The organism is Roseococcus sp. SDR (assembly GCF_019083995.1).
GTDB lineage: Bacteria > Pseudomonadota > Alphaproteobacteria > Acetobacterales > Acetobacteraceae > Roseococcus.
In genome coordinates this window covers 12,941-36,736 of record NZ_JAHRCU010000014.1, presented here as the reverse complement: position 1 = coordinate 36,736, position 23,796 = coordinate 12,941, and the positions used below count along the sequence as shown (strand labels likewise).

Sequence of the window (23,796 nt, the reverse complement as noted above, 5' to 3'; positions counted from 1 at the left end):
AAGCGCGCCGCACCGTGCCATGCTGCCGCCATGGACCCCACCGCCCGCGACTATGATGCCCTGGCCGCCGAATATGCCCGCCACGTCGCCGGCGAACTCGCGCACAAGCCGATGGACCGCGCCTGGCTCCAGGACTTCGCGCGCAACATGGCAGGGCGCGGGCTGGTGGCCGATCTCGGCTGCGGCCCGGGCCATGTCGCGGCCTTCCTGGCCGCCGCGGGCGCGCAGACGCTGGGCCTGGACATCTCGCCCGGCATGATCGCCGAAGCCCGCGCCGCCCACCCGACCCTGGCCTGGGAGGTGGGCGACCTGCGCGCGCTGGGCGCCCGACCCGGCCGCTTCGCCGGCGCCATCGCCATGTATGCGCTGATCCATCTGGAGGCGCCGGAACTCGCCCCCGCGCTCCGTGCCTGCCGCCACGCCCTCCTCCCCGGCGGCGAGTTCCGCGCCGCGGTGCATCTGGGCGAGGGCGTGCTGCGGCCGGAGGCGATGTGGGGCGTGCCGGTCCGCCTCGGCTTCCGCCTCTTCGCCGAGGGCGCGCTGGAGGAGGCGCTCCGGGAAGCGGGCTTCACCGTGACGGAATCCCTGGTGCGGGAGCCCTACCCGGAGGTCGAATACCCCTCGCGCCGCGCCTATGTGACGGCGCGCGCCTGACGGATCACTCGGCCGGCGCGGGCGCCGCGGCGCGGCTCCACATCTCGGGCTTCAGCTCCTCCGGCCGGTTCGGGAACCAGAGCGCGCAGCCGAGCGTGACGGAAGCGACGCCCGCCAGCACCACCATGGCCAGGGCCATGTCGCCCGTCGCCTCATGCAGGAAACCCACCAGCGGTGAGGCGAGCGCGGCGCCGAGGAAGCCCACGGTGAAGCGGATGGAATAGAGCTTCGCGCGCAGTTCCGGTGCCACATAGCGCGCCGTCATCGTCTCGTTCACCGTCACCTGGCCGAAGATGGCGGCGGCGACCATCGCCGAGATCGGCAGCACCGCCCAGCCATCGAGGAAGGAGAGCGCCAGCAGCCCCGGCACCTGCACGATGGCGAGCGGCATGAAGACGCTCTTCAGCGTCTTGCGGTCGATCATCTGCCCCACGGTGTATTGCGTGACACCGCCGCAGATCGTGGCGAGGAAGGCGAGCAGCCCCACCACCGGCAGCAGATCCGGGTTGTTCGCCAGCCGCTCCTGCATCAGCTTGGGCAGCAGCAACGTATAGGCGTTGAAGACGAGACCCGAGACGGTCGCGATCATCAGCAGCGAGATCACGGCGCGGCGGACGATGGCGGCCGGGATGACGGGGAAGGGCCGCGTCTGCACGCCGGCCTTCCGCGCATCGAAGGGCGGCTCGCGCAGGTAGAGCAGGCCGATGCCCATGCAGACCAGGCCCGGGATGACGAAGGCATAGCGCCAGCCGAATTGCGCGGCGAGGAAGGCGGTGACCACCGGCGCCAGCGCCACGCCGAGATTGCCGAAGACGCCGTTGATGCCCATGGCGCGGCCCACCCGGTCCCCGCCCGCTTCGGCGATGATGGCGGTGCCGATCGGGTGATAGATGGCGGAAAACGCCCCCATCATGGCGAGCGCCACGGCCAGCCCCCAGGGCCCCGCCACGAAGCCCGCCAACGCCATGCCGCCGCCCGAGCCCAGGAAGAAGGCCGACATCATCGCCTTGCGGCCGAAGCGGTCGGCCAGCCAGCCCATGGGCAGGGCGCCCAGCCCGTAGAGCACGAACATGGCTGTGCCGAGGGCCAGGATCGGCCCGTAATCGGCCCCGAACACCTCCTCCTGCTGCACCATGGCGAGCACGGCGGTGGCCAGCACCAGCAGTCCATAATGCGTGAAGGTGTGGGCCGCGTTGATGAAGCAGATCTGCCGCGTGGCGGGAGTCATGGCGTTTCCTTTCCAGTCCTGGGAGGCTAGCCTGTCTCTCCAGCAACGTCAGGACGACCTATGTCGCTGATCGGCCAAAACCTGCGCACGATCGCCCATGAGAAGGTGGACCGCCCGCTCGCCGCCTTCGCGCGCGACTATGCGGAGGGGGAGGCGACGGGCTGGCACGCCCATGCCCGCGCGCAGCTGCTCTACGCGACGCAGGGGGTGATGCGGGTGGCCACCCCCGGCGCCGGCTTCGTCGTCCCCCCCGGCCGCGCGCTCTGGGTGCCGGCGGCGATGGAGCATGAGGTCCGCACCGAGGGCCGCGTGGCCATGCGCGCCCTGTTCTTCCGCGCCGATGCGGCGCGGGTGGGGGAGGCCGCACCCGCCGTGCTCGGCGTCTCTTCCCTGCTGCGCGAACTGATCCTGGCCGCCTGCGCCGAACCCCTGGAATGGGACGAGGCCGGGCGCGGCGGGCACCTGGCGGCCTTGATCGCGGAGGAGGTGGCGCGTGCCCCGCGCCTGCCCTTCGGCGTGCCGGCGCTGCGCGACGCGCGGCTGCGCCGCCTGGCCGAGGCGCTTGCGGCGAGCCCGGCCAGCGACCTGAGCCTGGAGGAATGGGCGGCGCGCTGCGGCGCCAGCGCCCGCACCCTGGCCCGCCTCTTCCAGGCCGAGACGGGCATGGGCTTCGCCCGCTGGCGCCAGGCGCTCCGCCTGACCGAGGCCGCCGCCCTGCTGGCCCAGGGGGCGACGCCCGCCCAGGCAGCGGCCAGTGTCGGCTATGCCAGCGCGCCCGCCTTCGGCGCGGCCTTCCGCGCCGCCTTCGGGATCACGCCGGGGGAGGCGCGATAGCGCCTGATCGTCTTGGGTGGCACACCAGGGGCGTGAATCATACCAGATTTCGCTGACCTCGACCGATCAGCTCGCCTTGATACGAAAGGGAAAAAAGGGCCTCCGGCGGCTGGGGCCGAGGCCCCAGACCCCATTCCATTCATTTGATGAATACAATGGCTTGATGGAGATCGAAGCAAGATTTGGGGTCTGGGGCCTTTCGGCCCCAGCCGCCGGAGGCCCCTCTCACCCCAGGAGTCGTCCTCCGTGGGTGTCGGTATCAGCCCTCGGCGAGGCTCTGTCATGGACCCGATGATCCGCTGGGGCATCCGCCTCGCCCAATGGTTCCGCCACCCGCCCTCGCGCCAGCATGTGCGGATCCTGGTGGCGGTGCTGGTCTTCTGCGTCGCGCTGGTGCTGGTGGAGCGCTTCATCGGCTGGCCAGACTGGGCGACGCTCGGCAACCACCCGCCGCGCATCGTCCGGCCCTGAGCCTCACTCGCCGCCCTGCGGCCCGTAGAACATCACCCAGACGCCGAGATCGGGCGAAAAATCCTCGAAGCGATGGGGCATGCGGGCGGGGACGAAGATCGCATCCCCCGGCCCGAAGGGCAGCCGCTCCTCGCCGCGGCGGAACCAGCCGCTGCCGGTGACGACGACATAGACCTCATCCTGCTCATGCGGCCCCTGGGGGTCCTCGCCCCGCGGCGCATACCAGCGCAGCTCCAGGCTGCCCTGGCCGAAGATGCGCGCCGAGATCCGCCCGGGTTCGGGCGGCGCCGCCATGGCTTCGGCCAACGGGAAGACGAAGCGGCTCACCCGAGGCCGAGCACGTCATTCATCGAATAGAGGCCGGGCGGCTTGCCCTTCAGCCATTGCGCGGCACGCACCGCGCCCGTCGCATAGGCGCGGCGGTCGAAGCTGCGATGGGTCAGCGCGATATGCTCGGACCCCGCCGCGAAGAGCAGCGTGTGCTCGCCCACCACCTGCCCGCCGCGCAGCGCCGCGAAGCCGATGGTGCCGGTGCCGCGCGCACCGGTATGCCCATCGCGCCCCGACTCGCGGCCTGCTTCCTCCAGCGTGGTGCCGCGCCCGCGGGCCACGGCCCGGCCGAGCGCGATGGCGGTGCCCGAGGGCGCATCCACCTTCTGCCGGTGATGCATCTCCACGATCTCGGCATCGTATTGGCTGCCGGGCAGGGCGGCGGCCAGCTTCTCCGCCATGGCGAGAACGAGGTTCACGCCGGTCGCGAAATTCGCCGCATAGACGATGGGCGCGCGCTTGGCGGCCTCGGCCACCGCCGCCTCCTCCTCCGCCGAAAGGCCGGAGGAGCCGAGCACCAGCCCGCGCCCCAGCTCGGCCGCCAGCGCCGCGTGGCGCGGCGCGGCATGCGCGTGGGTGAAATCGATCACCACCTCGCTCCGCTCGAAGAGCGCGCGCGGGTCATCCGCCCGCCCGGTGCCGCCGGTGAGGGTGCAGCCCGCGGCCGCCACCTCCTCGGCCAGGAGCTTGCCCATGCGGCCGGCGATGCCGGCAATGCCGATCTGCGTCATGCCCGGTTCTTGCCATGCCCCAAGGGCGGGGAACAGGGGTGGGGAACAGGGGCGGATCAGCCGGGGCGCAACAGCCAGAACATCAGCGCCAGCGCCCAGAGGGCGACGGCCGTCACCGCCACCCGCTCGGCATGCCAGGCGAGGCGCGCGCGCAGGACGGAGACGATCTGCACCCGGTTCACCTCGGCGCTCAGCCAGTTCGCCGGCACGCCCGCCCCGCGCAGCATGGCATAGACCTCGGTGTGGCGGATGTTGCGGCGCGGCGCGCGCCAGGCAGCGTAAGCCAGGCCCACCGCCAGCACCGCCGCGATCTCCGCGCCCGTGCGGAAGGCCAGCACCGGGTCGAAGGAGAGGGAGAGCATGACGGTCACCGCGCCCAGGCCGACGAAGGCGCAGGCGCGGCGGATGGAGATGTCGGTATAGGCGTCCAGGCGATCCATGCGGCTCTCCGGGCAGGGAGAGCGCCATCCTACACGCAGCGGTTGCGGTCAGCGCAAGCCGAACATCACGAGCAGCACCGCGCTGCCCAGCCAGACCCACATGGCGTTGGTGAGCGAGAGGCCCAGCCGCTCCGCGATGGCGCCCGGCACGGCCGAGAGCAGCAGCGTGCCGGTCGAGACCATCAGGCTCGCGCCATAGAAGATGGTCTCGCGCGTCGCGGGCAGCATCTCCGGCATCCAGACCGGATGGAGATGCCAGGCGACGGCCAGCATGGGCGAGATGAAGCCGTTGATCAGGCAGACCGAGACGATGGTGACGAAGAGGCCCTGCGGTGTCATCGCTCAGCCCCCCGTCGCGGCCGGGGCAAGGCGCGGGGCCCAGCCGGCGGAAATCATGAAGATGCCGAAGACCATGCGCAGCCCGAAGAGCCAGCACATGGCGACCAGCGGCAGGTAGCGCCCGGCGACATAGCTCGGCACCAGCCGTGCGGCGCACCAGACCGCCCAGTCGCTGAGGGCGCGGAAGCCGCGCCAGATATAGTTGGGGCTCTCGGGCGGCAGGAAGAAGCTCATCATGAAGCGGCCGAGGCAGGCCCAGGCCGTCAGCGCCAGCGTATAGGTGATGAGCCAGAAGGGCAGGTGCCCGAAGACGAAATGCGGCTGATCCATGGGCCCTGCTGCTGGGTGCTCTCAAAAAAAGATGGGGCGGCCACGCTGCCGTGGCCGCCCCTGTTACCCGAAAGCGCGGGTTCTGTTTACTCCACCGCCTCGCGACGGTCGGCGAGGCGAACGCCGCCACGCGGGATGCGGATATCCTCCACGAAGTTCTGCATCGCCTGAGACGGGGCGGTGGTGAACTTCGAGACCAGGTAGATGGTCAGGAAGGAGAGCGGCACGCCGAACACGCCGCCCGAGATGTTGTTCAGGCCCCAGAGGCGCCCGACCACGCGGCCACGCAGCACCACATGGTCCGTCGGCAGGCCCGAGCCGGCCCAGAGCGAGCCGAACCAGGCCAGCGAGCCGTCCTGGATCGCGGAGGCATTCGCCACGAGCCCGGCCGCATAGGCCTTCAGCTCGGCCGAGGCCTGCGGCAGCGCCGCGGTCGCGGTGGCGGCGCGCAGGATCGCCTCCTTCGTGCCGAAGGTCTGCATGAAGCTGAGGCCGAAGAACTCGGACCAGATCAGGTAGAAGAAGGTCACGAGGTAACCCACGGCCATGCCCCAGCAGGCGCCGGCATTGGTGGTCTTCTTGTACCAGACGCCCATCACCAGCGCGCCGAAGAGGCCGGCGGCGGCGATGGAGAAGGCCCAGGCGACGAGGAACAGGATGTCGGCGCCCATGGAGCCCGCCGTCCAGGCCGCGGCGACCGCCACGATCAGGAGCAGCACGCGCGAGATGATCAGGCGCTTCGCCGTCGGCGCATCGCGGTTGATCATCTTGTAGTACACGTCATGGCTGAGCGCGTTGGCCAGCGCCAGCAGCAGGCCATCCGCGGTGGAGAGCGCGGCGGCGAGGCCACCGGCCGCCACCAGGCCCGCGATGACGTAGGGCAGGCCCGCGATCTCGGGGGTCGCGAGCACGACGACGTCGGGGTGGATGCGGAAATCGCCCCACTGCACGATGCCGTCGCGGTTCACGTCCACGATGTTGATCCAGGGCGTGCCGTAGGGCGAGATGATCTGCCAGTTCTTGATCCACTCCGGCAGGTTCGCGATCGGCTGGCCGATCACGGTCTGGTAGATTTCCAGCTTGCCGAAGGCCGCATAGGCCGGCGCCGTGAAGTACAGCAGGAAGATGAAGAACAGCGACCAGGCGACGGACGCACGCGCTTCACGCACCGACGGCGTCGTGAAGTAGCGCATCAGCACGTGCGGCAGGGCCGCGGTGCCGACCATGAGGCAGAAGATCAGCGCGAAGAAGTTGACCGCCGCGTTCATGGAGAACTGGCCGTTGGGCCCGATGAAGGGCGCGGTGTGCCAGCCGGTCACACCCGGCGGCGGCGTCATGCCGGCCGCGCGGAAGCCCTGCTCCAGCACCTCGATGCGCTCCAGCGCGAGGCCGTACATCAGCTGCGGGATGGGCACGCCCGAGATCTTCACCGACATCAGGATCGCCGGGATCAGGTAGGCGATGATGAGGATGATGTACTGGGCCACCTGCGTCCAGGTCACCGCACGCATGCCGCCCAGCATGGAGCAGACCAGGATGCCGGCGAGGCCCAGGAAGACGGCGACCGTGAAGGAGACGTCCAGGAAGCGCTGGGTGATGATGCCGACACCCACGATCTGCGCCACGACATAGACGAAGGAGGCGGTGATCAGGACGACGACGCCGATGGAGCGCGCCCAGTTGCCGCCGAAGCGGGCGCCCAGGAAGTCCGGCACGGTGTACTGGCCGAACTTGCGCAGGTAGGGCGCCAGCAGGATCGCGACGAGCATGTAGCCGCCGGTCCAGCCCAGGATGAAGGCGAGGCCGCCATAGCCGAGCGCATAGAGGCTGCCCGCCATGCCGATGAAGCTCGCCGCCGACATCCAGTCGGAGCCGGTGGCCATGCCGTTATAGATGGCGGGCACGCGGCGCCCGGCCACATAGTATTCGGAAGCGACCTGCGTGCGGCTGATGATGCCGATATAGGCATAGACGCCGATCGTCAGGAACACGAAGAGGTAGCCGATCACGCGATCGGGCACGCCCATCTGCTCAAGAATGCCCAGCAGCACCACGAAGAAGGCGAAGCCGCCCGTGTAGCCGACATAGATCTTGTTCAGATTGGAGATGAAGGGGTCCTTCGCCCCGGTGGCGTCGGCCATTTACGCGTCCTCCTGCACGCCGAACTCCTCGTCGATCTCGTTCTGGCGCTTGGCGAACCAGAAGAGGCCGACGACGAAGACGATGAGGCTGCCCTGCGCGGCCATGTAGAAGCCGAGCGGGAAGCCGAAGATATGGATGGGGTTCAGCGTCTGCGCGAAGAAATGCACGCCGAAGCCAGCCGCGAACCAGATGGCGAGGACCGTCCACATGAGGGCGGAGGTCTTCTTCCAATAGGCTTGCGCGGTGGCCGGGTCCACGGCCGCGGTGGTTGCGGATTCCGGCTCGGGACCGGACTCAACTAAGGGCATGCTCTCTCTCCTCCCGGCGCGGGTTTCCGACCCACGCCCTCCAATTTGTCATCTATCGAAACGGTAGAGGGCTGATGAGTTAAGAATGGTTAATGTTTAATCCCATGGAAAGGCCGTGGCTTTCGCGCCATACCCCCGGCCAGTCGGAGTGCAGCCCTTGGCCCTTCTCGATTTTTTCCGCCGCCGCCCCGAGGCCTCGCCCGAGGCCCTCGGCCACTTCCTGCATGGCCAGGCCGCCTATGTCGCGCAGAAGACGGTGCTGGACTACTGCCGCGTGAAGGCCGGCCGCAGCGAAAAACAGCTCTTCGCCGACCCGGATTTCCAGGCGGCACTCCAGCATTGCCGCTGGCAGGTCTTCTTCTCGGCGCTGACCGATGTCACGGCGCTCATCGAGGCGCATCTGCGCCCGCATGCCCCGGGCCGCGAGGGCCAGCTTGCCGCCGCCCTGGCGCCGCTGCACGCCGCCGCCCTGGTCTCCGAGCCGCCGCCGGCGGAGGAGGCGCCGAGTGCCGAGGCTGCGCGCGACACGCTGCCGCACCACCTGGCCAAGCTGCAGGCCGAACCCGCCCTGCCTGCGCACCGCCTGCCGCTGCTGGCCGAGCCGGTCCTCTTCGCCACCCTGCCCATCCATGCCGAGCAGCGGCAGGGCGAAAGCCTCGCGATCAAGGGCGCGCTGCGCTTCCAGATCGTGAGCACGCAACAGGAGTTCGAGCGTCGTTTCGATGCCGCGCAGACAGCCCGCAATCTCCTGAAATCACGGTAATTTTTGCGGCGCAGCAATGCAATGAATTACACTTTCGGCACGCACGCTTAATTTGATCCAGCGCAAGGTCTCAGCCACAACCATCCTGTCTTTTTGCTGACACTGCCTCGCTGGTCGCCGCGCGCCACCAGCCCGTGTTCGCATGGACGCTGTCGTCTGAAAAAAAGAAAGGGTTGGGAATGGCATCAGCAGCAGTCGCGGCATCGGGTCCACAGCCGATGACGCCCGAGGAGAAGAAGGTCATCCTGGCCTCCTCCCTCGGCACCGTGTTCGAGTGGTATGACTTCTACCTTTACGGTTCGCTCGCCGCCGTCATCGGCTTGAAGTTCTTCTCCATGTATGACGAGACGACGCGCAACGTCTTCGCGCTGCTGGCCTTCGCCGCCGGCTTCCTCGTCCGCCCCTTCGGCGCGCTGGTCTTCGGCCGCCTGGGGGACCTTGTCGGCCGCAAATACACCTTCCTCGTCACGATCGTGATCATGGGTGCCTCGACCTTCATCGTCGGCATCATGCCCACCTCGGACCAGATCGGCATCCTGGCGCCGATCGGCCTCATCATCCTGCGCATGCTCCAGGGCCTGGCGCTGGGTGGCGAATATGGCGGTGCCGCGACCTACGTGGCCGAGCACGCCCCCAACGGGCGGCGCGGCTTCTACACCAGCTTCATCCAGATCACGGCGACCGCGGGCCTCTTCCTCTCGCTGCTCGTGATCCTGGGCACACGCTCCATCCTGGGCGAGGCCGCCTTCGCCGAATGGGGCTGGCGCGTGCCCTTCCTGCTCTCGCTGGCCCTTCTGGCCATCTCGGTCTGGATCCGCATGCAGATGCAGGAAAGCCCGGCCTTCCAGAAGATGAAGGACGAGGGCAAGGTCTCCAAGGCGCCGCTGGGTGAGGCTTTCGGCCAGTGGAAGAACGCCAAGATCGCGCTCTTCGCCCTGCTCGGCCTCGTCATGGGCCAGGCCGTGGTCTGGTACACCGGCCAGTTCTACGCGCTGTTCTTCATCGGCTCCGTGCTGAAGGTGGACGGCTTCACGACGAACATGCTGATCGCCTGGTCGCTCGTGCTGGGCTCGGGCGGCTTCGTCTTCTTCGGCTGGCTCTCGGACAAGATCGGCCGCAAGCCCATCATCCTGGGCGGCTGCCTCATCGCCGCCGTGACCTACTTCCCGATGTTCAAGCTGATCAGCCATGAGGCGAACCCCGCCCTCTCGGCCGCCCATGCCAGCATCCCGGTCGTCGTCTCGGCCGATACCTCCGCCTGTTCCTTCCAGTTCAACCCGACGGGCACGGCCCGCTTCACCCAGCCCTGCGACGTGACCAAGGCCGCGCTCGCCCGCGCCTCGGTCAACTACCGCGTCCAGAACACCCCGGGCCAGCAGGCGGTGACGGTGCAGATCGCCAACCAGCCGGTGGTGAATGCCACCGTCACGGAGGGCGGCCAGACGCGCATCAACCCGCAATTCCAGGCGCAGCTGACGGCAGCGCTCAATGCGGTGAACTATCCGACGGCGGCCAATCCCTCCGTCGTGAAGATGTCCGGTCCCTTCGACGTCTTCCGCGAGCAGCCGGCCGTTCTGATCCTGATGCTCACCCTTCTGGTGATCTACGTGACCATGGTCTACGGCCCGATCGCGGCGGCGCTGGTGGAACTCTTCCCCACCCGCATCCGCTACACCTCCATGTCGCTGCCGTATCACATCGGCAATGGCTGGTTCGGTGGCCTGATGCCCGCCACGGCGTTTGCGATCATCGCCCAGACCGGCGACGTCTATGCCGGTCTCTGGTACCCGATCGTGATCGCGCTCGCGACGGTCGTCATCGGCATCTTCATGGTGCCCGAGACCTACAAGCGGGACATCTTCGCCGAGAACGCGGACGGCTCGGCCAAGCACTGACCTCACATCCCCGCTTCGGGATGACGGGCGCCGGGGGGCAACCCCCGGCGTTTTTTATGGGCCGGCTTTGTCTTGATGCACCCGGCGCGATTGGTGCGCGGCCCCGCTTGCGGTATGGCTGGCGCGCACACCGGAACAAGGCGACGCATGCCCTCGGCTCTCATCACCGGCATCACCGGACAGGATGGCTCCTACCTCGCCGAACTCCTGCTGGACAAAGGCTACACGGTGCATGGCCTGCTGCGCCGGAGCGGGGCCGCCGCCCGGGCCCGCATCGCGCACCTCATCACGCCCGCGAATGAGGGCCGCCTCATCCTGCATGAGGGGGATCTGACGGATGGCGGCAACCTGATCCGCGTCGTCCATGACTGCCAGCCGGACGAGCTCTACAACCTCGCCGCCCAGAGCGACGTCGCCGTCAGCTTCGAGGTGCCGGAATACACGGCGGATGCGGATGGCCTGGGCACGCTGCGCCTGCTGGAGGCGATCCGCCTCGTCGGCCTGGAGAAGACCACGCGCTTCTACCAGGCCTCGACCAGCGAGCTCTACGGCAAGGTGCGCGCCGTGCCGCAGAACGAGCTGACGCCCTTCCACCCGCGCTCGCCCTACGGGGTCGCGAAGCTCTACGGCTTCTGGATCACGGTGAACTACCGCGAGAGCTACGGGATGCACGCCTCCAACGGCATCCTCTTCAACCATGAGAGCCCCCGCCGCGGCGAGGGCTTCGTCAGCCGGAAGATCACCCGCGCCGTGGCCGCCATCCATCTCGGCCGCCAGCGCGACGTGGCGCTCGGCAATCTCGAGGCGCAGCGCGACTGGGGCCATGCGCGCGACTATGTCGAGGGCATGTGGCGCATCGCCCAGCAGCCCGTGGCCGATGACTATGTGCTCGCCACCGGCCAGACGCACCGCGTGCGCGACTTCGCGACGCTGGCCTTCCGCGAGATCGGCGTGGAACTGGAGTGGCAGGGCCAGGGCGTCGAGGAGGTGGGGCGCTGCCGTGCCTCCGGCCGTGTGCTGGTGCGCGTGGACCCCGCCTTCTTCCGCCCGGCCGAGGTGGACCTGCTGGTGGGCGATGCCGCCAAGGCGGCGCGGGTGCTGGGCTGGCGGCCCGAAACCAGCTTGCAGGCGATGGTGGCCGAGATGGTCCGCGCCGACATCGCGGCCCTCTCGGACGGCTGAGGCGATTTCCGCATGGCGGGGCCCGGGCCGGCCCCGCTATGCTCGCCGCCATGATGCTCCTTCTTCTCGCTGCGGCGCTCCTCTGGGTCGGCGTGCATGTCGGCATCGCGGGCACCACGGTGCGCGCGCGCCTCGCGCAATCGCTGGGCGAGGCGGGGTTCCGCATCGCCTATTCGATCCTCTCGGTGGTGAGCATCACGCTGCTCGTCATGGCCTGGCAGGCGGCGCCCTATGTGCCTCTCTGGCGCGTGCCCGACGCCTGGCGCTGGATCATGGCGCTGCTGATGCTGCCCGTCCTGCTGCTCTTCGTCGCCTCGGTCGCGACCCCCAACCCCACCGCCGTCGCCGGCAAGCTGGGCGAGGAGGGGCCGCGCGGCATCCAGCGCATCACCCGCCACCCCATGCTCTGGTCCTTCGCGGGCTGGGCGGCCTTGCACCTGATCGCCAAGGGCAGCCTCTCGGGCGTGCTCTTCTTCGGCGCCTTCCTGGTGACCGCGCTGGTCGGCATGCCCTCGATTGATCGCAAGCTGGCGGCGCGGGACCCCGAGATGTGGGCGCGCCTCGCGCCCGTCACCTCCAAGCTGCCCTTCCTGGCCATCCTGGTGGGGCGGAACAGGCTGGTGCTGGAGGAGATCCCGCGCCTGGTCTGGATCATCGGCGGCCTCGCCTGGATCGGGCTGCTGGTGGCGCATCCCTGGCTCTTCGGTTACCCGGCGCTGCCGTTCTGACCCGGGATCTCCATACCGGAGGGGCTTGATCCCCGGCGCGCGCGCCGCCATTGCAGGCGCGGCACATGGAGATTCGGACATGCAGGAAGCCCTGACCGCCCTCGACGCCGGGGATGACCTGCGCGCCCGCGTGGCGCGGCTGGTCCTCGCCCCGCTCTTCCAGCGGGTGGTGATCGGGCTGATCCTGCTGAACGCGGTGACGCTCGGCCTCGAGACCAGCGAGAGCGTGATGGAGGGCTATGGCAGCCTGCTCTACGCGCTGGACGCCGTCCTGCTCTGGCTTTTCACGGCCGAGCTGGCGCTGCGCATCTACGCCTTCCGCGGCCGCTTCTTCCGCGACCCCTGGGGCATCTTCGACTTCATCGTCGTCGCCATCGCCTGGATGCCGGCCAGCGGGCCGCTCGCCGTGCTGCGGGCGCTGCGCGTCCTGCGTGTGCTCCGGTTGATCTCGGTGGTGCCGAGCCTGCGCAACGTGGTGGAGGCGATGCTGGGCGCCCTGCCGGGCATGGGCAGCATCGTCCTGCTCATGGCGCTGCTCTTTTACGTCTTCGCGGTGATGGCGACGAAGCTCTTCGGCGGCGTGATGGAGGAGGAGTTCGGCACGCTCGGCGCCAGCCTCTTCACCCTGTTCCAGCTCATGACGCTGGATGACTGGGCCAATATCGTGAAGCCGGCGATGGAGGCGAAGCCCTGGGCGCTGGTCTTCTTCCTGCCCTTCATCGTGGTCTCCACCTTCGTCGTGCTGAACCTCTTCATCGGCGTCATCGTCGAGAGCATCCAGACGCTGCGGGATGACCGCGGCGCCGGGGCTGCCGCGGCCGAAGCGGCCGAGAAGAGCGCCGACCGCGCCGATCTGCGTGCGCTGGTGCAGGAGGTGCGCGCGCTCAGGGCCGAGATCGCCGCGCTCAAGGCTCAGCCGAAGAACACGCCATAGAGATAGCGCCCCGGCGCGAAGGTGGCGAAGAGCCCGGCGATGAAGAGCGCGCCGGCGCTGCCCATCATCGCGCGCTTGTGGCTGCTGACCCGCCCGTGCCGGATGGCCCAGACCGCCCAGGCGACGTTCACCAGCGTCACCACCGAGAGGATGTGCAGCCAGGAGAGATGCCCGCGCGCCTGGATGCCGAAGGAGGAGAGGGCGCTCAGCACCAGCGCCCCGGCCGCGATCCGGCCGAGCCAGCGATGGGCCATCCGGCCCTTGGGCAGCAGCATGATGGCGAGGATGGCCACCAGGGCGAGAAGGGAGAAACCCAGATGAAGGAAGAGCATGGCACGGGAGCCTTTGTCATGTTAGCATCGTCAACATAAGGCCAATGTGAACGATGTCAACATCAGAAAAGCCCTATCACCATGGCGATCTGCGCGCCGCACTGCTCGACGCCGCCGATGCGCTGCTCGACCAGGGGGGGGACGGCGCCGTCAGCCTGCGGGAAGCCGCGCGGATGGCGGGCGTTTCGCCCACCGCCGCCTATCGCCACTTCGCCGACAAGGAGGCGCTGCTGGCGGCCCTCGCGCTGCGGGGTTTCGAGGCCTTCGGCGCCGCCATGCAGGCCGCCGTCGCCGCCGGCGATGTCTCACCCTATGTGGCACGCGGCCGCGCCTATCTGCGCTTCGCGCTCGCCCGCCCCGGCCGGTTCCGGCTGATGTTCGGCCCGCTGCTGGCCCGCGCCGGCGATCACCCCGCGCTGCTGGCCGCGTCCAAGGGGGCCTTCGGCGCGCTGCAGGCCAATACCGGCGACCGCGATGCAGCGATCCGAAGCTGGGGCATGGTGCATGGCCTCGCCCACCTCATGCTCGACCGCGCCATCCCCGGCGCCGAAGAGCCTGAGGCGCTGATCGACCGGCTGATCTGCTGAGGCGCGTTGCTGCGCGGCCGATTCACGCCTTCGGCTGCGCCAAGGGCGATCGGGCTTGGAGTCGCGAGGCCGATTCACGCCCTCGGCTGCGCCAAGGGCGACCGGGCTCGGCTCAGATCGGCTTGCGCATGTATTGCACGCGCTTGCCGTTCCGCCGGTCCACCGCCTCGCCGCAGGCGGTGAAGCCGAGCCTCTCATGGAAGGCCAGGCTCTCCGGATTGGGCGGGTCGAGATTCACCTCGCAGACCAGCAGGTTGGTCATCTCGGCCTTGGCGATCTTCGCGAGGTCGTCATACAGCGCGCGTGCCACGCCCTTGCCGCGCGCCGCGGGTGCCACCACCACGCGGTCGATATAGGCGAAATAGCTCTCCCGCGCGGTGAACCAGGCATGGTTCGGCCCCTGCGGCGGCGTCGCATGGTCGAAGGCGATGAGGAAGGCCTGGCCGTCCACCGTCATCCGCGCGGCGAAGGCGAAGCTCAGCAGGCCGGCCAGCGCCGACTCGGTCAGCGCGTTCACCCGCTCCGCCTCGGCGTTGTTGAGGGCGAGCAGGGCCGGCATGTCGGCTGCCGTGATGTTCCGGATCTCCATGCCCGCATGATTGGCACGAGTTTCCTGGGCTGACGAGGGTTACACCGGGCCCCGCCACACCCTAGGTAGGGGCGGCATGAATTTCCCCACCCATCCCGCCCGCGAATCCCTCGTCGGCGAGTTGCACGCCCGCCCGGCCATCCCGATCCAGGGTCCGGCGCGGCTCTCCCGCCTTGCCATGCTGGCCCCCGACCGCGCGGCGGAGGAGGCGCACCTGGCCGCCCTCTGCGCCCGCCATGGCGTGCAGCCGCCGGCCCCGGGCGCCCCCTGGTTCCTGGCCGATTTCGGCGCCTTCCGCCTGCGCTTCGAGCGGCACACGGAATTCACCGGCTGGAACTTCGTGGCCGATGGCGCGGACCCCGCCCGACCCTTCGAGAACCCCGCACTGGCCGCGCTCCCGCCCGAATGGCTCGCGACCCTGCCGGGCCAGGCCATCGCGGCCATGCACATCACCCTGGTGGACACCGCGCCCGAGCTGTGCGGCTTCGTGGGCGACAGCCTCTCGGGTGCGGCCGTCGCGGGCGGCGAGGCCATGGTCTTCACCGACTTCCGCCTGCATGCCGACGGCGCCACGCATATCCTGGTGGCCGAGCACCCTTCGCCCATGGTGGCCGGCCGCCTCGCCCAGACGCTGTGGGAGATCGAGACCTATCGCGCGCTGGCCCTGCTGGCCCTGCCGGCGGCGCGTGCCGTGGGCCCCGGCCTCGCCTCCGCCTCCGAGCAGCTGACCCGCCTCTCCGAGCGCCTCGCCTCGCTCGAAACCCTGGATTCCGAGCGCGAGGCACTCGAGGAGCTGACCCAGATCGGCGGCGAGATCGAGCGCGCCAATGCCGCCACGGCCGAGCGCTTCTCGGCCAGCGCCGCCTATCACCGCCTGGTGCTGCGCCGCCTCTCGGAACTCGGCGAGGCGCCGCTGGTCGGCCTGCCCACGCTGACCCGCTTCCTCGACCGCCGGATGGAGCCCGCCATGGCGACCGTCTCCGCCACCGGCGCGCGCATCTCCGCCCTCTCGGTCCGCACCGCGCGCCTGGTGGATCTGCTGCGCGCCCGCGTCGCCGTGACGCAGGAGGCCCAGGCCGAGCAGCAGCTCGCCACCCTCGCCGGCACCGGCCGCGCCCAGCTTCGCCTGCAGCAGACGGTGGAGGGCCTCTCCGTCGCCGGCATCACCTATTACCTGCTGACGGTGGTGGGCTATCTGCTGAAGCCGCTGCCCTGGGAGAGCTACGGCACCAAGGTCGAGACCATCATCGCGGTGCTGGTGCCGCTGGTCGCCGCCATCGTCTGGCTCAGGCTGCGCAAGCGCAGGCTCGAAAGCGAGGGCTGAGCCGCCTCAGCCCTGGCGCCAGCCGGGCGGCACATGCCGGAAGGGCAGGGCAGCGAGATCGAGCGCCGCCGGCCCAGGCACGTCGCATTCCACGATCGCGCTGCAGCGGGCCGCGAAGGCCGCGCGGAAATGGTTCTTGGCCTTGTTCACCAGGAGCCGCACGCCGCCCAGATCCACCCCATGCAGCGCGAAGAAGGCCGGGTCCACCGCCGCCTCCTTCCGGCTGGTCAGGATGACGCGCAGCTTGCCCGCCCGCAGCATGGCGGTGGGGCCAAGATCCACCGGCGCGCCATGCTCCATGGGCCCGGTGTTGAGGAAGCGGCCATGGGTCAGCGCCTCCACCACGCCCGCAAACGGCACGGGCGGGCCGAATTGCGCGGTGGTGCGCCCGCCCAGTTCGCGCGCGAAGGCGCCGCCGATGCCCGCGGCGCGCGCCGCCGCCACGCCCTGCGGGTCATGCAGGAAGCAGAAGAGCGTCTCCACCTCGGGCTTTGCCTCCATCAGCACCCGCAGCAGGCCGGGCGTATCCGCGACACCGCCCGAGAGCGGGTTGTCCGCCGGATCGAGCAGCGCGACGAGGCCGGGCGGCGCGGCCAGCGCGGTCTGCAGCGCCTCCTCGGGCGAAGGCAGGCTCACCGCGAAGCGCGCACGCCGCGCCGCGATCTCCGCCACCAGCCGCTTCGCCAAGGCGCGCGCCGCGCCATGCTCCTCCGCCCAGACCATGGCGGATGGCCCGGCATGCGGGCTGTCCCCCCAGGCGAAGCCGCCGAAGAGCGAGGCATCCAGGATGGGCGCCTGCTCCGCCGCCCGCGCCTCGGCCCAGACCTCGGCCATCGGCCCCTCTGCGTCGCGCATGTGAAAGCTGTGCAGCACCGCCGGCAGCTTCATCAGCGCGCCGTGATTCGTGTGGCCCTGCAACGCCCGCTCCAGCAGGCGCAGCGCGCGCAGCGCCGTCTCCGCCATGTCCACATGCGGATAGGTCCGATAGACCGAGGCGCCGTCCAGCAGCCCCACCATCTGCGGCGAGACATTGCCGTGGAAGTCGAAGCTCGCGACCAGCTTCACGCGCGGCCCGATCAGCGCGCGCACGCGGCGGATGATGGTGAGGTCCGCCTCCGGGTCGCTCTCCGTCACGCAGGCCCCATGGAGCGAGAGATAGACGCCGTCCCAGGCGCCGTGCGAGAGCCCTTCCTCCACCTCGCTCATCCAGGCCTCGAAAGCGAGGTCGCTCATCGGCCCGCCGGGCTGGGCGGCGGCGCAGCGCAGCATGGCGAGCTGCCAGTCGGGCCTTTCGGCCACGAAGGCGGCGAGCGCGCCCAGTTCCGTGGCCGTGCCGGCGTAGCGGGAGAGCGCCTCCGGCCCGGCGAGCCATTCGCGGCCCTGGAAGGCCGAGAGGGGCGTGGGCTCGGGCGCGAAGCTGTTGCCTTCGAACCAGAGGCGGGCGGCGGCGATCTGAGGCATCGTGTCCTTGGCGTCCGGAAATGTTCAAGAAACGCTGTCTTGCCCAGTGGTTCCAATGGGCTGGATCATGCTTTCATCGCCCCGAAATGACCGAGGATCAACCTGGATGATGCGCCGCTCCCTGCTCGCCTCCCCCGCCGCCTTCGCTCTCGCGGGCGGCGCCTCGGCGCAGAACGCCGCACCCCCGCTGGTCATCCACACGGCGGGGCAGGGCAGCCCCTTCGTGACCTATGGCGAGGCGATCGCGGCCCTGCTCGGGCGCAACGGCGTGACCGCGACGGTCGCCGCCAGCACCGGCTCGCTGCAGAACCTCACCGCCGTCGAGGATAATCCGAACGCGCTGGGCACCGCCTTCCTGGGCTCCGCCTGGGATGCGGTGCAGGGCACGCCGGCGGCCGGCGGGCGGCGGCACACCCGCGTGCGCGCCCTCTGGCCCATGTATGAGACGAGCTTCCAGGTGGCGGCGCTGGCCACCAGCGGCCTCACGCGCTTCCAGCAGCTCGACGGCAGGCGCGTCGGCGCCGGCCCCGCGCGCGGCCCGGCCGAGACCTTCCTCCAGGCGGCGGCGGAAGCCGCGGGCATCCGCATCCAGATCGTCAGCGGCAGCCCCGCCGAGATGACCGAGGGGCTGCTCGCCGGCCGCATGGATGCGCTCTGGCAGGGCGCCATCGTGCCCATCCCCTCCATCCTGGCGGCGCTGGCGCGCGCGCCCGGCGTGGTCTTCGGCCCCGGTGCGGAGGTGGTGGCGCGCGTCACCCAGCGCCTGCCCATGCTGGCGCCCACCACCCTGCCGCCCGGCACCTATCCCGGCCAGACGGCGCCGATCGAGAGCTTCGCCGCCTGGAACTTCATCGTGGCCAATCGCGCGCTGAGCGAGGCCACGGCCTATGCCATCACGCGGATGGTGCTGACGGTGGCCGACCCGGCGCGCGACATCGGGGCCGTCGCGGCGACGACGCGGGCGGCGAATGCGGTGCACAACCGCGTGCTGCCCTTCCACCCCGGCGCGCTGCGCTTCTACCGCGAGGCCGGCGTGCCCCTGGCCGCCCCGGTGGACTGACCTGGCTGGATCACGACGGGCGCGGCCCGCGTGCCGGGCGGCGGCGCCGCCGTGCCCGCGCGCGTTTCGGCCGGGCCCGCGGCGACCGGCGGCCGCGCCGCCGCACTTTGGGCGGGCACGACCGGCGCGGGGGCGGCAGGCGGTGCCACCGGGGCTGCGCTGGTCCGCGCCGGTGCCGGCGGTGTGGGCGGTGCGGCGACCGGCCGCCCCGTGCCCGAGAAATTCTGGTTGATCTGCCGCTGCCGTTCCGCCCGGCGGGCGCGCTCCGCGGCGGTGGTGCCGGCGCTGGGCCTGGCCGGCGTTTCGCCGGGGCGGATGAAATCCTGGCTGGGGTCACGGCCATCCCCGAAAACCACCCCGTTGGACGAAACCCCCTGGGCCAACGGGGTCGCCGCGGGTGTGAACAGAAGGGGCGCGAGCAGCAGGATGGCGGTGACGGCGGGCGGTCTCATGCGGCGGGGTCTCCTCCTCCGGGCCAGGGTAACGCAGGCGCCGCGCCCGCGTCGCCCCCGTTTCAGCGATCAGCGGCGGATCGGGGTGCCGGGGAAGTGGCGGTTGAACTGGGCCTGGCGGGCGGCGCGGGCGGCACGGTCGGCGGCGGAGCCCGAGCCCTGGGCGGCGGTCATGCGCTCCAGGCTGGAGAAGTCCTGCGGCAGGTTCCAGGACTGGCCGTACACCACGCCGTTGGAGGAGATCCCCTGCGCCGAGGCGGCACCCGCGAAGCCGGCGATCATCAGGGCGGCGGCGGCGATGGTGGCGAAGCGGCGCATGGCGGTGGTCCTTCTTTCTCGGTGGCGGGAGGATGTCCCCCGCCGGTGAAAGAAGAATTACCGCCATGGCCTCAATAGGCGTGAGGCCGAAAAACCGATCTTCAAGATAGGCAACGCCGATCTAGACGCTCTGCAGCAGCCCGGCAAAGAGCTTCGCCCGCGGTGCCATGCTGCTGACGATCACATGCTCCTCCAGCGTATGCGCCTGGGCGCCGATGATGCCGAGGCCGTCCAGCGTCGGGATGCCCATGGCGCCGGTGAAATTGCCGTCCGAACCGCCGCCCGAGGATTGATGCGGCAGGGCGAAGCCCAGGCGCTTGGCGATGGCCTCGGCCTTGGCATGCAGCGCCATGACCTTGGCATCCGGCTCCCAGACCGGGCGCGTCACGCCGCGCGTGACCTCCAGCGAGACGTCATTGCCCGTCGGCTTGCGCTTGAGCATCAGTTCCACCGCCGCATCCAGGTCCTCCTGCCGCTTGGCCATGGAGAGTGCCTCGGCGTCGCAATAGGTCGCCACGCAATTCACCCACTGCCCGGCATGGATGACGCCGACGGAGAAGGTGCAGGCCTCGGTCGTCATCTCCTCGATGGCGATGATCTGCTTGCACATCTCGCGGATGGCGCTGCGCCCCTCGCCGAGGCGCGCGCCGGCATGGGAGGGGCGGCCCGTGGTGCGCAGGTTGAAGCGCGCGATGGCATAGCGGCCGGTGACGACGCCGCCATCGGGCCGCGCGGGCTCGGGCACCAGCACCACGGAATGGCGCGCCGCCTCGGCTTCGATCAGGTCCCGCGTCGAGGGGCTGCCCACTTCCTCATCGGGCGTCAGCAGCACGGTCACGGGCTTGGAGGTGGCGATGCCGGCGATGGCGAGCTGGCGGATCGCCTCGATGGCGAGATAGGTGCCGCCCTTCATGTCCTGGATGCCGGGGCCATAGGCCTTGTCGCCCTCGCGGCGGAAGGGCAGGCCGCCCGCCAGCGTGCCGACGGGATGCACCGTATCCAGATGCGCGAGCACGAGGATGCCGGGCTCGGCGTGCGGAGAGCGCGCGGACGAAGCATTCGCATGCGGGAAGCGCGCGCGGACGCAATCGCCGAAGCCCATGCGGCCGGGAATCGTCTCGACCGTGGCGCCCATCAGCGCGAGGTGCCGCGCGGCGAGCGCCATCATGCGGTTCACGGCGGCCGCGTCATGCGTCGGGCTTTCGCATTCGACCCAGGTTTTCAGCCCCGCGAGCATGGCTTCATTGTCGAAGGGCAGGTCGAGCTTGGCTTCCATGGAATCCTCTTTTCGTGTCGCATGGCGGGATCGCCGCGAAGGAATGAAGGATGCGTCTGCTCGTCGCCAATGCCAACACCACCGAGGCCATCACGCAGATGTGCGCGGACGCCGCGCGCGGTGCCGCAAGCCCGGGCACCGAGATCATCGCGGCAACCCCGCGCTTCGGCCCCGAGGTGATCAGCAGCCGCGCCGAGAACATCATCGCGGGCCATGCGCTGCTGGCGCTGCTCGCCGAGCATGCGGGCAGCGTGGATGGCGTGGTGCTGGCCGTCAGCCATGACACGGCGCTGGAGGCGGCGCGCCAGCTCATGCCCTGCCCGGTGGTGGGCATGACAGAAGCCGCCTGCTTCACCGCCTGCCTGGTCGGCGGGCGCTTCGGCCTGGTCACCTTTGGCGGCGTGGACACCTATCGCGAGCGCATTGCGCAGCATGGCCTCGCCGCGCGCTGCGCCGCGCTGGTGGGCGTGGACGCCACGCCGCAGGAAAGCGTGCGTGACCCAGAGGGCGTGCAGCGCAAGGTGATGGCGGGCATCGCGCGCGCCGTCTCGGAAGGCGCGGAAAGCGTGATCCTGGGCGGTGCGGCACTCGCCGGCTATGCGGCACGGATGCAGGCGGAGGCGGCGGTGCCGCTGCTGGATGGCATGGCCTGCGGCGTGAAGCTCGCCGAGATGCTGGTCACGCTGAAGCTGCCCAAGCCGCGTGCCGGCAGCTTCGCAGCCCCGCGCGGGCGGAACAGCATCGGGCTGACGCCGGAACTCGCGGCGCTGCTGAAGGGCTAACGCCCGAGCCGCGTCAGCCGCAGGTTCACGAGCCCGGCGGTGACCACCATCGCGCCGCCCAGGATCGTGGTCCAGGGCAGCGGCTCGGCGAAGACCAGCACGCCCAGGGCTGCCGCGAAGACCAGCTGCAGATAGGCCAGCGGCTGCAGCCGGCTCGCCTCCGCCAGGTCCAGCGCGCGGATCAGGAAGTAATGGCCGAGCGTGCCCGAGACGCAGAGCAGCCCCATCCAACCCCAATCGGCGAAGGCGATGGGCGTCCAGATCCAGGGCGTCAGCAGCGTGATGGCCGCAGCCCCCGCGAGGCCCGTGTAGAAGAAGCTGGTATCCGGCGGGTCATCCCGCGCGACGAGCCGCGTGATCAGCCCATAGGCCGCGAAGTTCAGCGCTGCCACCAGCACCAGCAAAGCGGCCGGCGTGAACATGCCCGGGCCCGGCCGGAGGATGAGCAGCACGCCGAGCGCGCCCGCCAGGATCGTCAGCCAGCGCATGAGCGAAACGCGTTCGCCCAGCACCGGCCCCGCGAGGGCCGTGATGATCAGCGGATAGCAGGCGAAGATGGCGTGCGTCTCAACGAGGCCCAGCAGCTTGAAGGCGTTCACGATCATCCAGACCTGCACCACCAGCATCACGCCGCGCAGGCATTGCACGAAGGGCCGCCGGCTCTGGATGACGCGCGGCAGGCCGCCAGGTGCCCGCACCGCCCGCAGCACCACGAAGCCCGCGAAGAACCAGTAGCGGATGAGCAGGATGCCCAGCACCGAATAGACTTCGGCCAGGTAGCGCGAGATCGCGTCCTGGCAGCCGAAGACGAACATGGCCGCCACCATCAGCAGCAGGCCTTTGCGGTTGTCGGGGGCCAGCGCGCCTACTCCGCGGCCAGGCGGGCCGCGTCCACATGCACCTGCTTCTCATCATAGGCGCAGAGCTCGGCGTAAAGGCGCGGCATGTCCTCGGCGAAGAGGTTGCGCGTGATGCCGGCGGCCACGCGCGGCGCCGAGATGGCCATGGCGTTGATCGAGCTGCCCGCCGGGCCGAAGCTCATCGTCGTGCCGATGCCGAAGAGGTGGATGCCCGAAATCCAGGGCGTCTCGCCCGGCCGCTTCTCGGTGAAGGCGCTGTCGGCGTTCAGGTAGGGATAGAGGGCAAGGCGCGCATTGGCCTCATGCGGCGGGGGCGTGTAGCGGTCCCCCCAGGTGGCGATGTTCCCGGCGCAGAGGGCCAGTTCGGGGCGCAGGCCCGCATCCATGCGCACGCCCGTCCCGGTGATGCAGTAATCCGCGGTGAACTCGCCCTGCGGCGTGGTCAGCACCACACGGCCGCCTTCGACACGCGCCGCCTGCCATTCGGCACCGGTGTGCAGGCGGAAATTCGCGAAGCGGTTCACGCGGTCATAGTGATCCTGCGCGAAGCCCTCGCGCATGCCCAGCACATGGGACATGAAGCGCCAGCGCCATTCATCGGTCATCTCGCCCATGTGGCGCAGGAAGCCCGCGAAGGTGAGCCAGCGATAGGGCTGCACCACCATCAGCTCCGCCCGGCGGCAGAAGATATGCACCTCCGCCGCCCCATGCTCGAGCGCGACGGCCGCATTGTCGAAGGCCGAGGCGCCGGCGCCGAGCACCGCCACCACCTTGCCGCGCAGCGCGGCGAAATCGATCATCTCATTGGTGTGCGCGCGGAACTGGCGGGGCAGGGCGGCGATGTGCTCCGGCATCCACCAGCCGCCGATTCCCTCCTGCCCCGTCGCCAGCACGACCTTGCGCGCATGCATGGGACCCTCGCTGGTCTCGACGCGGAAGGCGGGCAGCCCGTCCTCCGTCATGGCGGGAGAGATCAGCCCGGCCTCCACGCCGTTCCGGACCGGCACGCCGGTCACGCGCCGGAACCAGAGCAGATAGTCGTTCCACAATTCCTTCGGGATGAAGCGCATCGCTTCCCAATCGGCCGTGCCGAAATTCGCCTCGTGCCAGGCCTGGTAGGTGAGGCTGGGCAGGCGCAGGTCCGGGCCCGTCATGTCCTTGAGGCTGCGCAGCGTGCGCATGCGGCCATAGGTGGTCCAGGGGCCTTCCTCGCCGAAACCTGCGCGGTCCAGCACCAGGATATTGTCCACCTTGTCGCGCTTCAGCGCATGCGCCACGGCCACGCCGCATTGCCCGCCGCCGATGATGAGCACATCCAGCGCCGGCGTGCCCTCCACCCGCTTCGCCTCCAGCCAGGGGGCGCGGGGATGGCCGGTGAGGTCCAGATCCCGCGCCACATCGGCTTCGAGTTCGGCAAGGGTGCGGGGTGCGGGCATGGGCGAAGCC

29 protein-coding genes are annotated in these 23,796 nt (G+C 70.0%); 12 read left to right on the top strand and 17 right to left on the bottom strand.

Annotated elements, in window-relative coordinates:
• The first annotated feature begins 30 nt into the window (after positions 1–30).
• Positions 31–654: a class I SAM-dependent methyltransferase gene (locus tag KTR66_RS15975; protein ID WP_213614179.1), complete on the top strand. Its 624-nt coding sequence runs from the start codon at positions 31–33 to the stop codon at positions 652–654.
• A 4-nt stretch (positions 655–658) separates the two neighbouring features.
• Here KTR66_RS15975 and KTR66_RS15970 read toward each other — a convergent pair whose 3' ends face one another.
• A complete protein-coding gene (locus KTR66_RS15970) occupies positions 659–1,882 on the bottom strand; it encodes an MFS transporter (protein WP_213614177.1) in 1,224 nt (407 codons plus the stop codon).
• A 60-nt stretch (positions 1,883–1,942) separates the two neighbouring features.
• Here KTR66_RS15970 and KTR66_RS15965 point away from each other — a divergent pair, with 60 nt between their 5' ends.
• Both KTR66_RS15965 and KTR66_RS15960 read left to right on the top strand, forming a co-directional pair.
• Positions 1,943–2,716, top strand: coding sequence for a helix-turn-helix transcriptional regulator (locus KTR66_RS15965; protein WP_213614175.1), 774 nt, complete (start codon positions 1,943–1,945; stop codon positions 2,714–2,716).
• Between the two features lie 282 nt (positions 2,717–2,998).
• Positions 2,999–3,187: a hypothetical protein gene (locus KTR66_RS15960; protein ID WP_213614173.1), complete on the top strand. Its 189-nt coding sequence runs from the start codon at positions 2,999–3,001 to the stop codon at positions 3,185–3,187.
• 3 nt (positions 3,188–3,190) lie between these two features.
• Here the strand turns inward: KTR66_RS15960 and KTR66_RS15955 are convergent, their stop codons facing one another.
• The 7 genes from KTR66_RS15955 to KTR66_RS15925 form a co-directional block, all read right to left on the bottom strand.
• Positions 3,191–3,514 (bottom strand): cupin domain-containing protein, encoded by a 324-nt coding sequence (locus tag KTR66_RS15955; protein WP_213614171.1) that lies wholly within the window; start codon positions 3,512–3,514, stop codon positions 3,191–3,193.
• Positions 3,511–4,248, bottom strand: a complete 738-nt coding sequence (gene dapB / locus KTR66_RS15950; protein ID WP_213614169.1) for a 4-hydroxy-tetrahydrodipicolinate reductase — start codon at positions 4,246–4,248, stop codon at positions 3,511–3,513. The genes KTR66_RS15955 and dapB overlap by 4 nt, the downstream gene beginning before the upstream one ends.
• 56 nt (positions 4,249–4,304) lie before the next feature.
• Positions 4,305–4,688, bottom strand: a complete 384-nt coding sequence (locus KTR66_RS15945) for a hypothetical protein (RefSeq protein WP_213614167.1) — start codon at positions 4,686–4,688, stop codon at positions 4,305–4,307.
• Between the two features lie 48 nt (positions 4,689–4,736).
• A complete protein-coding gene (locus tag KTR66_RS15940) occupies positions 4,737–5,027 on the bottom strand; it encodes a hypothetical protein (protein ID WP_213614165.1) in 291 nt (96 codons plus the stop codon).
• Positions 5,028–5,030: 3 nt separating this feature from the next.
• A complete protein-coding gene (locus tag KTR66_RS15935) occupies positions 5,031–5,357 on the bottom strand; it encodes a hypothetical protein (RefSeq protein ID WP_213614163.1) in 327 nt (108 codons plus the stop codon).
• A gap of 86 nt (positions 5,358–5,443) precedes the next feature.
• The gene (locus KTR66_RS15930) at positions 5,444–7,498 is read right to left on the bottom strand and encodes a sodium:solute symporter family protein (protein ID WP_213614161.1); all 2,055 of its coding nucleotides are present in this window, start codon (positions 7,496–7,498) and stop codon (positions 5,444–5,446) included.
• On the bottom strand, positions 7,499–7,807 hold the full coding sequence (locus KTR66_RS15925; protein ID WP_213614159.1) for a DUF4212 domain-containing protein: 309 nt from the start codon (positions 7,805–7,807) through the stop codon (positions 7,499–7,501).
• Positions 7,808–7,964: 157 nt separating this feature from the next.
• Here KTR66_RS15925 and KTR66_RS15920 point away from each other — a divergent pair, with 157 nt between their 5' ends.
• Complete coding sequence (locus KTR66_RS15920; protein ID WP_213614157.1) at positions 7,965–8,570, top strand: hypothetical protein; 606 nt, start codon at positions 7,965–7,967, stop codon at positions 8,568–8,570.
• Positions 8,571–8,640: 70 nt separating this feature from the next.
• Here the strand turns inward: KTR66_RS15920 and KTR66_RS15915 are convergent, their stop codons facing one another.
• Positions 8,641–8,814, bottom strand: a complete 174-nt coding sequence (locus KTR66_RS15915) for a hypothetical protein (RefSeq protein ID WP_213614391.1) — start codon at positions 8,812–8,814, stop codon at positions 8,641–8,643.
• On the opposite strand from KTR66_RS15915, the gene KTR66_RS15910 reads away from it, so the two are divergent.
• From KTR66_RS15910 to KTR66_RS15895, 4 genes are all read left to right on the top strand, one after another.
• Positions 8,750–10,465 (top strand): MFS transporter, encoded by a 1,716-nt coding sequence (locus KTR66_RS15910; protein WP_213614155.1) that lies wholly within the window; start codon positions 8,750–8,752, stop codon positions 10,463–10,465. The two genes, KTR66_RS15915 and KTR66_RS15910, sit on opposite strands and share 65 nt — an antisense overlap.
• 147 nt (positions 10,466–10,612) lie before the next feature.
• A complete protein-coding gene (gene gmd / locus KTR66_RS15905) occupies positions 10,613–11,647 on the top strand; it encodes a GDP-mannose 4,6-dehydratase (protein ID WP_213614153.1) in 1,035 nt (344 codons plus the stop codon).
• 50 nt (positions 11,648–11,697) lie between these two features.
• On the top strand, positions 11,698–12,375 hold the full coding sequence (locus tag KTR66_RS15900; RefSeq protein ID WP_213614151.1) for an NnrU family protein: 678 nt from the start codon (positions 11,698–11,700) through the stop codon (positions 12,373–12,375).
• Positions 12,376–12,454: 79 nt separating this feature from the next.
• On the top strand, positions 12,455–13,309 hold the full coding sequence (locus KTR66_RS15895) for an ion transporter (RefSeq protein WP_213614149.1): 855 nt from the start codon (positions 12,455–12,457) through the stop codon (positions 13,307–13,309).
• Here the strand turns inward: KTR66_RS15895 and KTR66_RS15890 are convergent.
• Positions 13,288–13,641, bottom strand: coding sequence for a DUF2306 domain-containing protein (locus KTR66_RS15890; RefSeq protein ID WP_213614146.1), 354 nt, complete (start codon positions 13,639–13,641; stop codon positions 13,288–13,290). The genes KTR66_RS15895 and KTR66_RS15890 overlap by 22 nt on opposite strands.
• Positions 13,642–13,694: 53 nt before the next feature.
• Between KTR66_RS15890 and KTR66_RS15885 the strand changes: the two genes are divergently transcribed.
• On the top strand, positions 13,695–14,228 hold the full coding sequence (locus KTR66_RS15885; RefSeq protein ID WP_213614144.1) for a TetR/AcrR family transcriptional regulator: 534 nt from the start codon (positions 13,695–13,697) through the stop codon (positions 14,226–14,228).
• A gap of 112 nt (positions 14,229–14,340) precedes the next feature.
• Here the strand turns inward: KTR66_RS15885 and KTR66_RS15880 are convergent, their stop codons facing one another.
• Positions 14,341–14,817: a GNAT family N-acetyltransferase gene (locus KTR66_RS15880; protein WP_213614142.1), complete on the bottom strand. Its 477-nt coding sequence runs from the start codon at positions 14,815–14,817 to the stop codon at positions 14,341–14,343.
• A 76-nt stretch (positions 14,818–14,893) separates the two neighbouring features.
• Between KTR66_RS15880 and KTR66_RS15875 the strand changes: the two genes are divergently transcribed.
• Positions 14,894–16,141, top strand: coding sequence for a DUF3422 family protein (locus tag KTR66_RS15875; RefSeq protein ID WP_213614140.1), 1,248 nt, complete (start codon positions 14,894–14,896; stop codon positions 16,139–16,141).
• Positions 16,142–16,147: 6 nt separating this feature from the next.
• Here KTR66_RS15875 and KTR66_RS15870 read toward each other — a convergent pair whose 3' ends face one another.
• On the bottom strand, positions 16,148–17,602 hold the full coding sequence (locus KTR66_RS15870; RefSeq protein WP_213614138.1) for a M81 family metallopeptidase: 1,455 nt from the start codon (positions 17,600–17,602) through the stop codon (positions 16,148–16,150).
• A 106-nt stretch (positions 17,603–17,708) separates the two neighbouring features.
• Here KTR66_RS15870 and KTR66_RS15865 point away from each other — a divergent pair, with 106 nt between their 5' ends.
• The gene (locus tag KTR66_RS15865; protein WP_213614136.1) at positions 17,709–18,662 is read left to right on the top strand and encodes a TAXI family TRAP transporter solute-binding subunit; all 954 of its coding nucleotides are present in this window, start codon (positions 17,709–17,711) and stop codon (positions 18,660–18,662) included.
• On the opposite strand, the gene KTR66_RS15860 is transcribed toward KTR66_RS15865, so the two are convergent.
• The 3 genes from KTR66_RS15860 to KTR66_RS15850 form a co-directional block, all read right to left on the bottom strand.
• On the bottom strand, positions 18,620–19,114 hold the full coding sequence (locus KTR66_RS15860; protein WP_213614134.1) for a hypothetical protein: 495 nt from the start codon (positions 19,112–19,114) through the stop codon (positions 18,620–18,622). The genes KTR66_RS15865 and KTR66_RS15860 overlap by 43 nt on opposite strands.
• Positions 19,115–19,183: 69 nt before the next feature.
• Positions 19,184–19,432 (bottom strand): hypothetical protein, encoded by a 249-nt coding sequence (locus KTR66_RS15855; RefSeq protein ID WP_213614132.1) that lies wholly within the window; start codon positions 19,430–19,432, stop codon positions 19,184–19,186.
• A 121-nt stretch (positions 19,433–19,553) separates the two neighbouring features.
• A complete protein-coding gene (locus KTR66_RS15850) occupies positions 19,554–20,708 on the bottom strand; it encodes a M20/M25/M40 family metallo-hydrolase (RefSeq protein ID WP_213614130.1) in 1,155 nt (384 codons plus the stop codon).
• 50 nt (positions 20,709–20,758) lie between these two features.
• Between KTR66_RS15850 and KTR66_RS15845 the strand changes: the two genes are divergently transcribed.
• Positions 20,759–21,490: an aspartate/glutamate racemase family protein gene (locus KTR66_RS15845; protein ID WP_213614128.1), complete on the top strand. Its 732-nt coding sequence runs from the start codon at positions 20,759–20,761 to the stop codon at positions 21,488–21,490.
• Here the strand turns inward: KTR66_RS15845 and KTR66_RS15840 are convergent.
• On the bottom strand, positions 21,487–22,320 hold the full coding sequence (locus KTR66_RS15840; RefSeq protein ID WP_256437604.1) for a DMT family transporter: 834 nt from the start codon (positions 22,318–22,320) through the stop codon (positions 21,487–21,489). The two genes, KTR66_RS15845 and KTR66_RS15840, sit on opposite strands and share 4 nt — an antisense overlap.
• 35 nt (positions 22,321–22,355) lie before the next feature.
• Positions 22,356–23,786 (bottom strand): NAD(P)-binding domain-containing protein, encoded by a 1,431-nt coding sequence (locus tag KTR66_RS15835; protein WP_213614124.1) that lies wholly within the window; start codon positions 23,784–23,786, stop codon positions 22,356–22,358.
• Between the last annotated feature and the right edge of the window lie 10 nt (positions 23,787–23,796).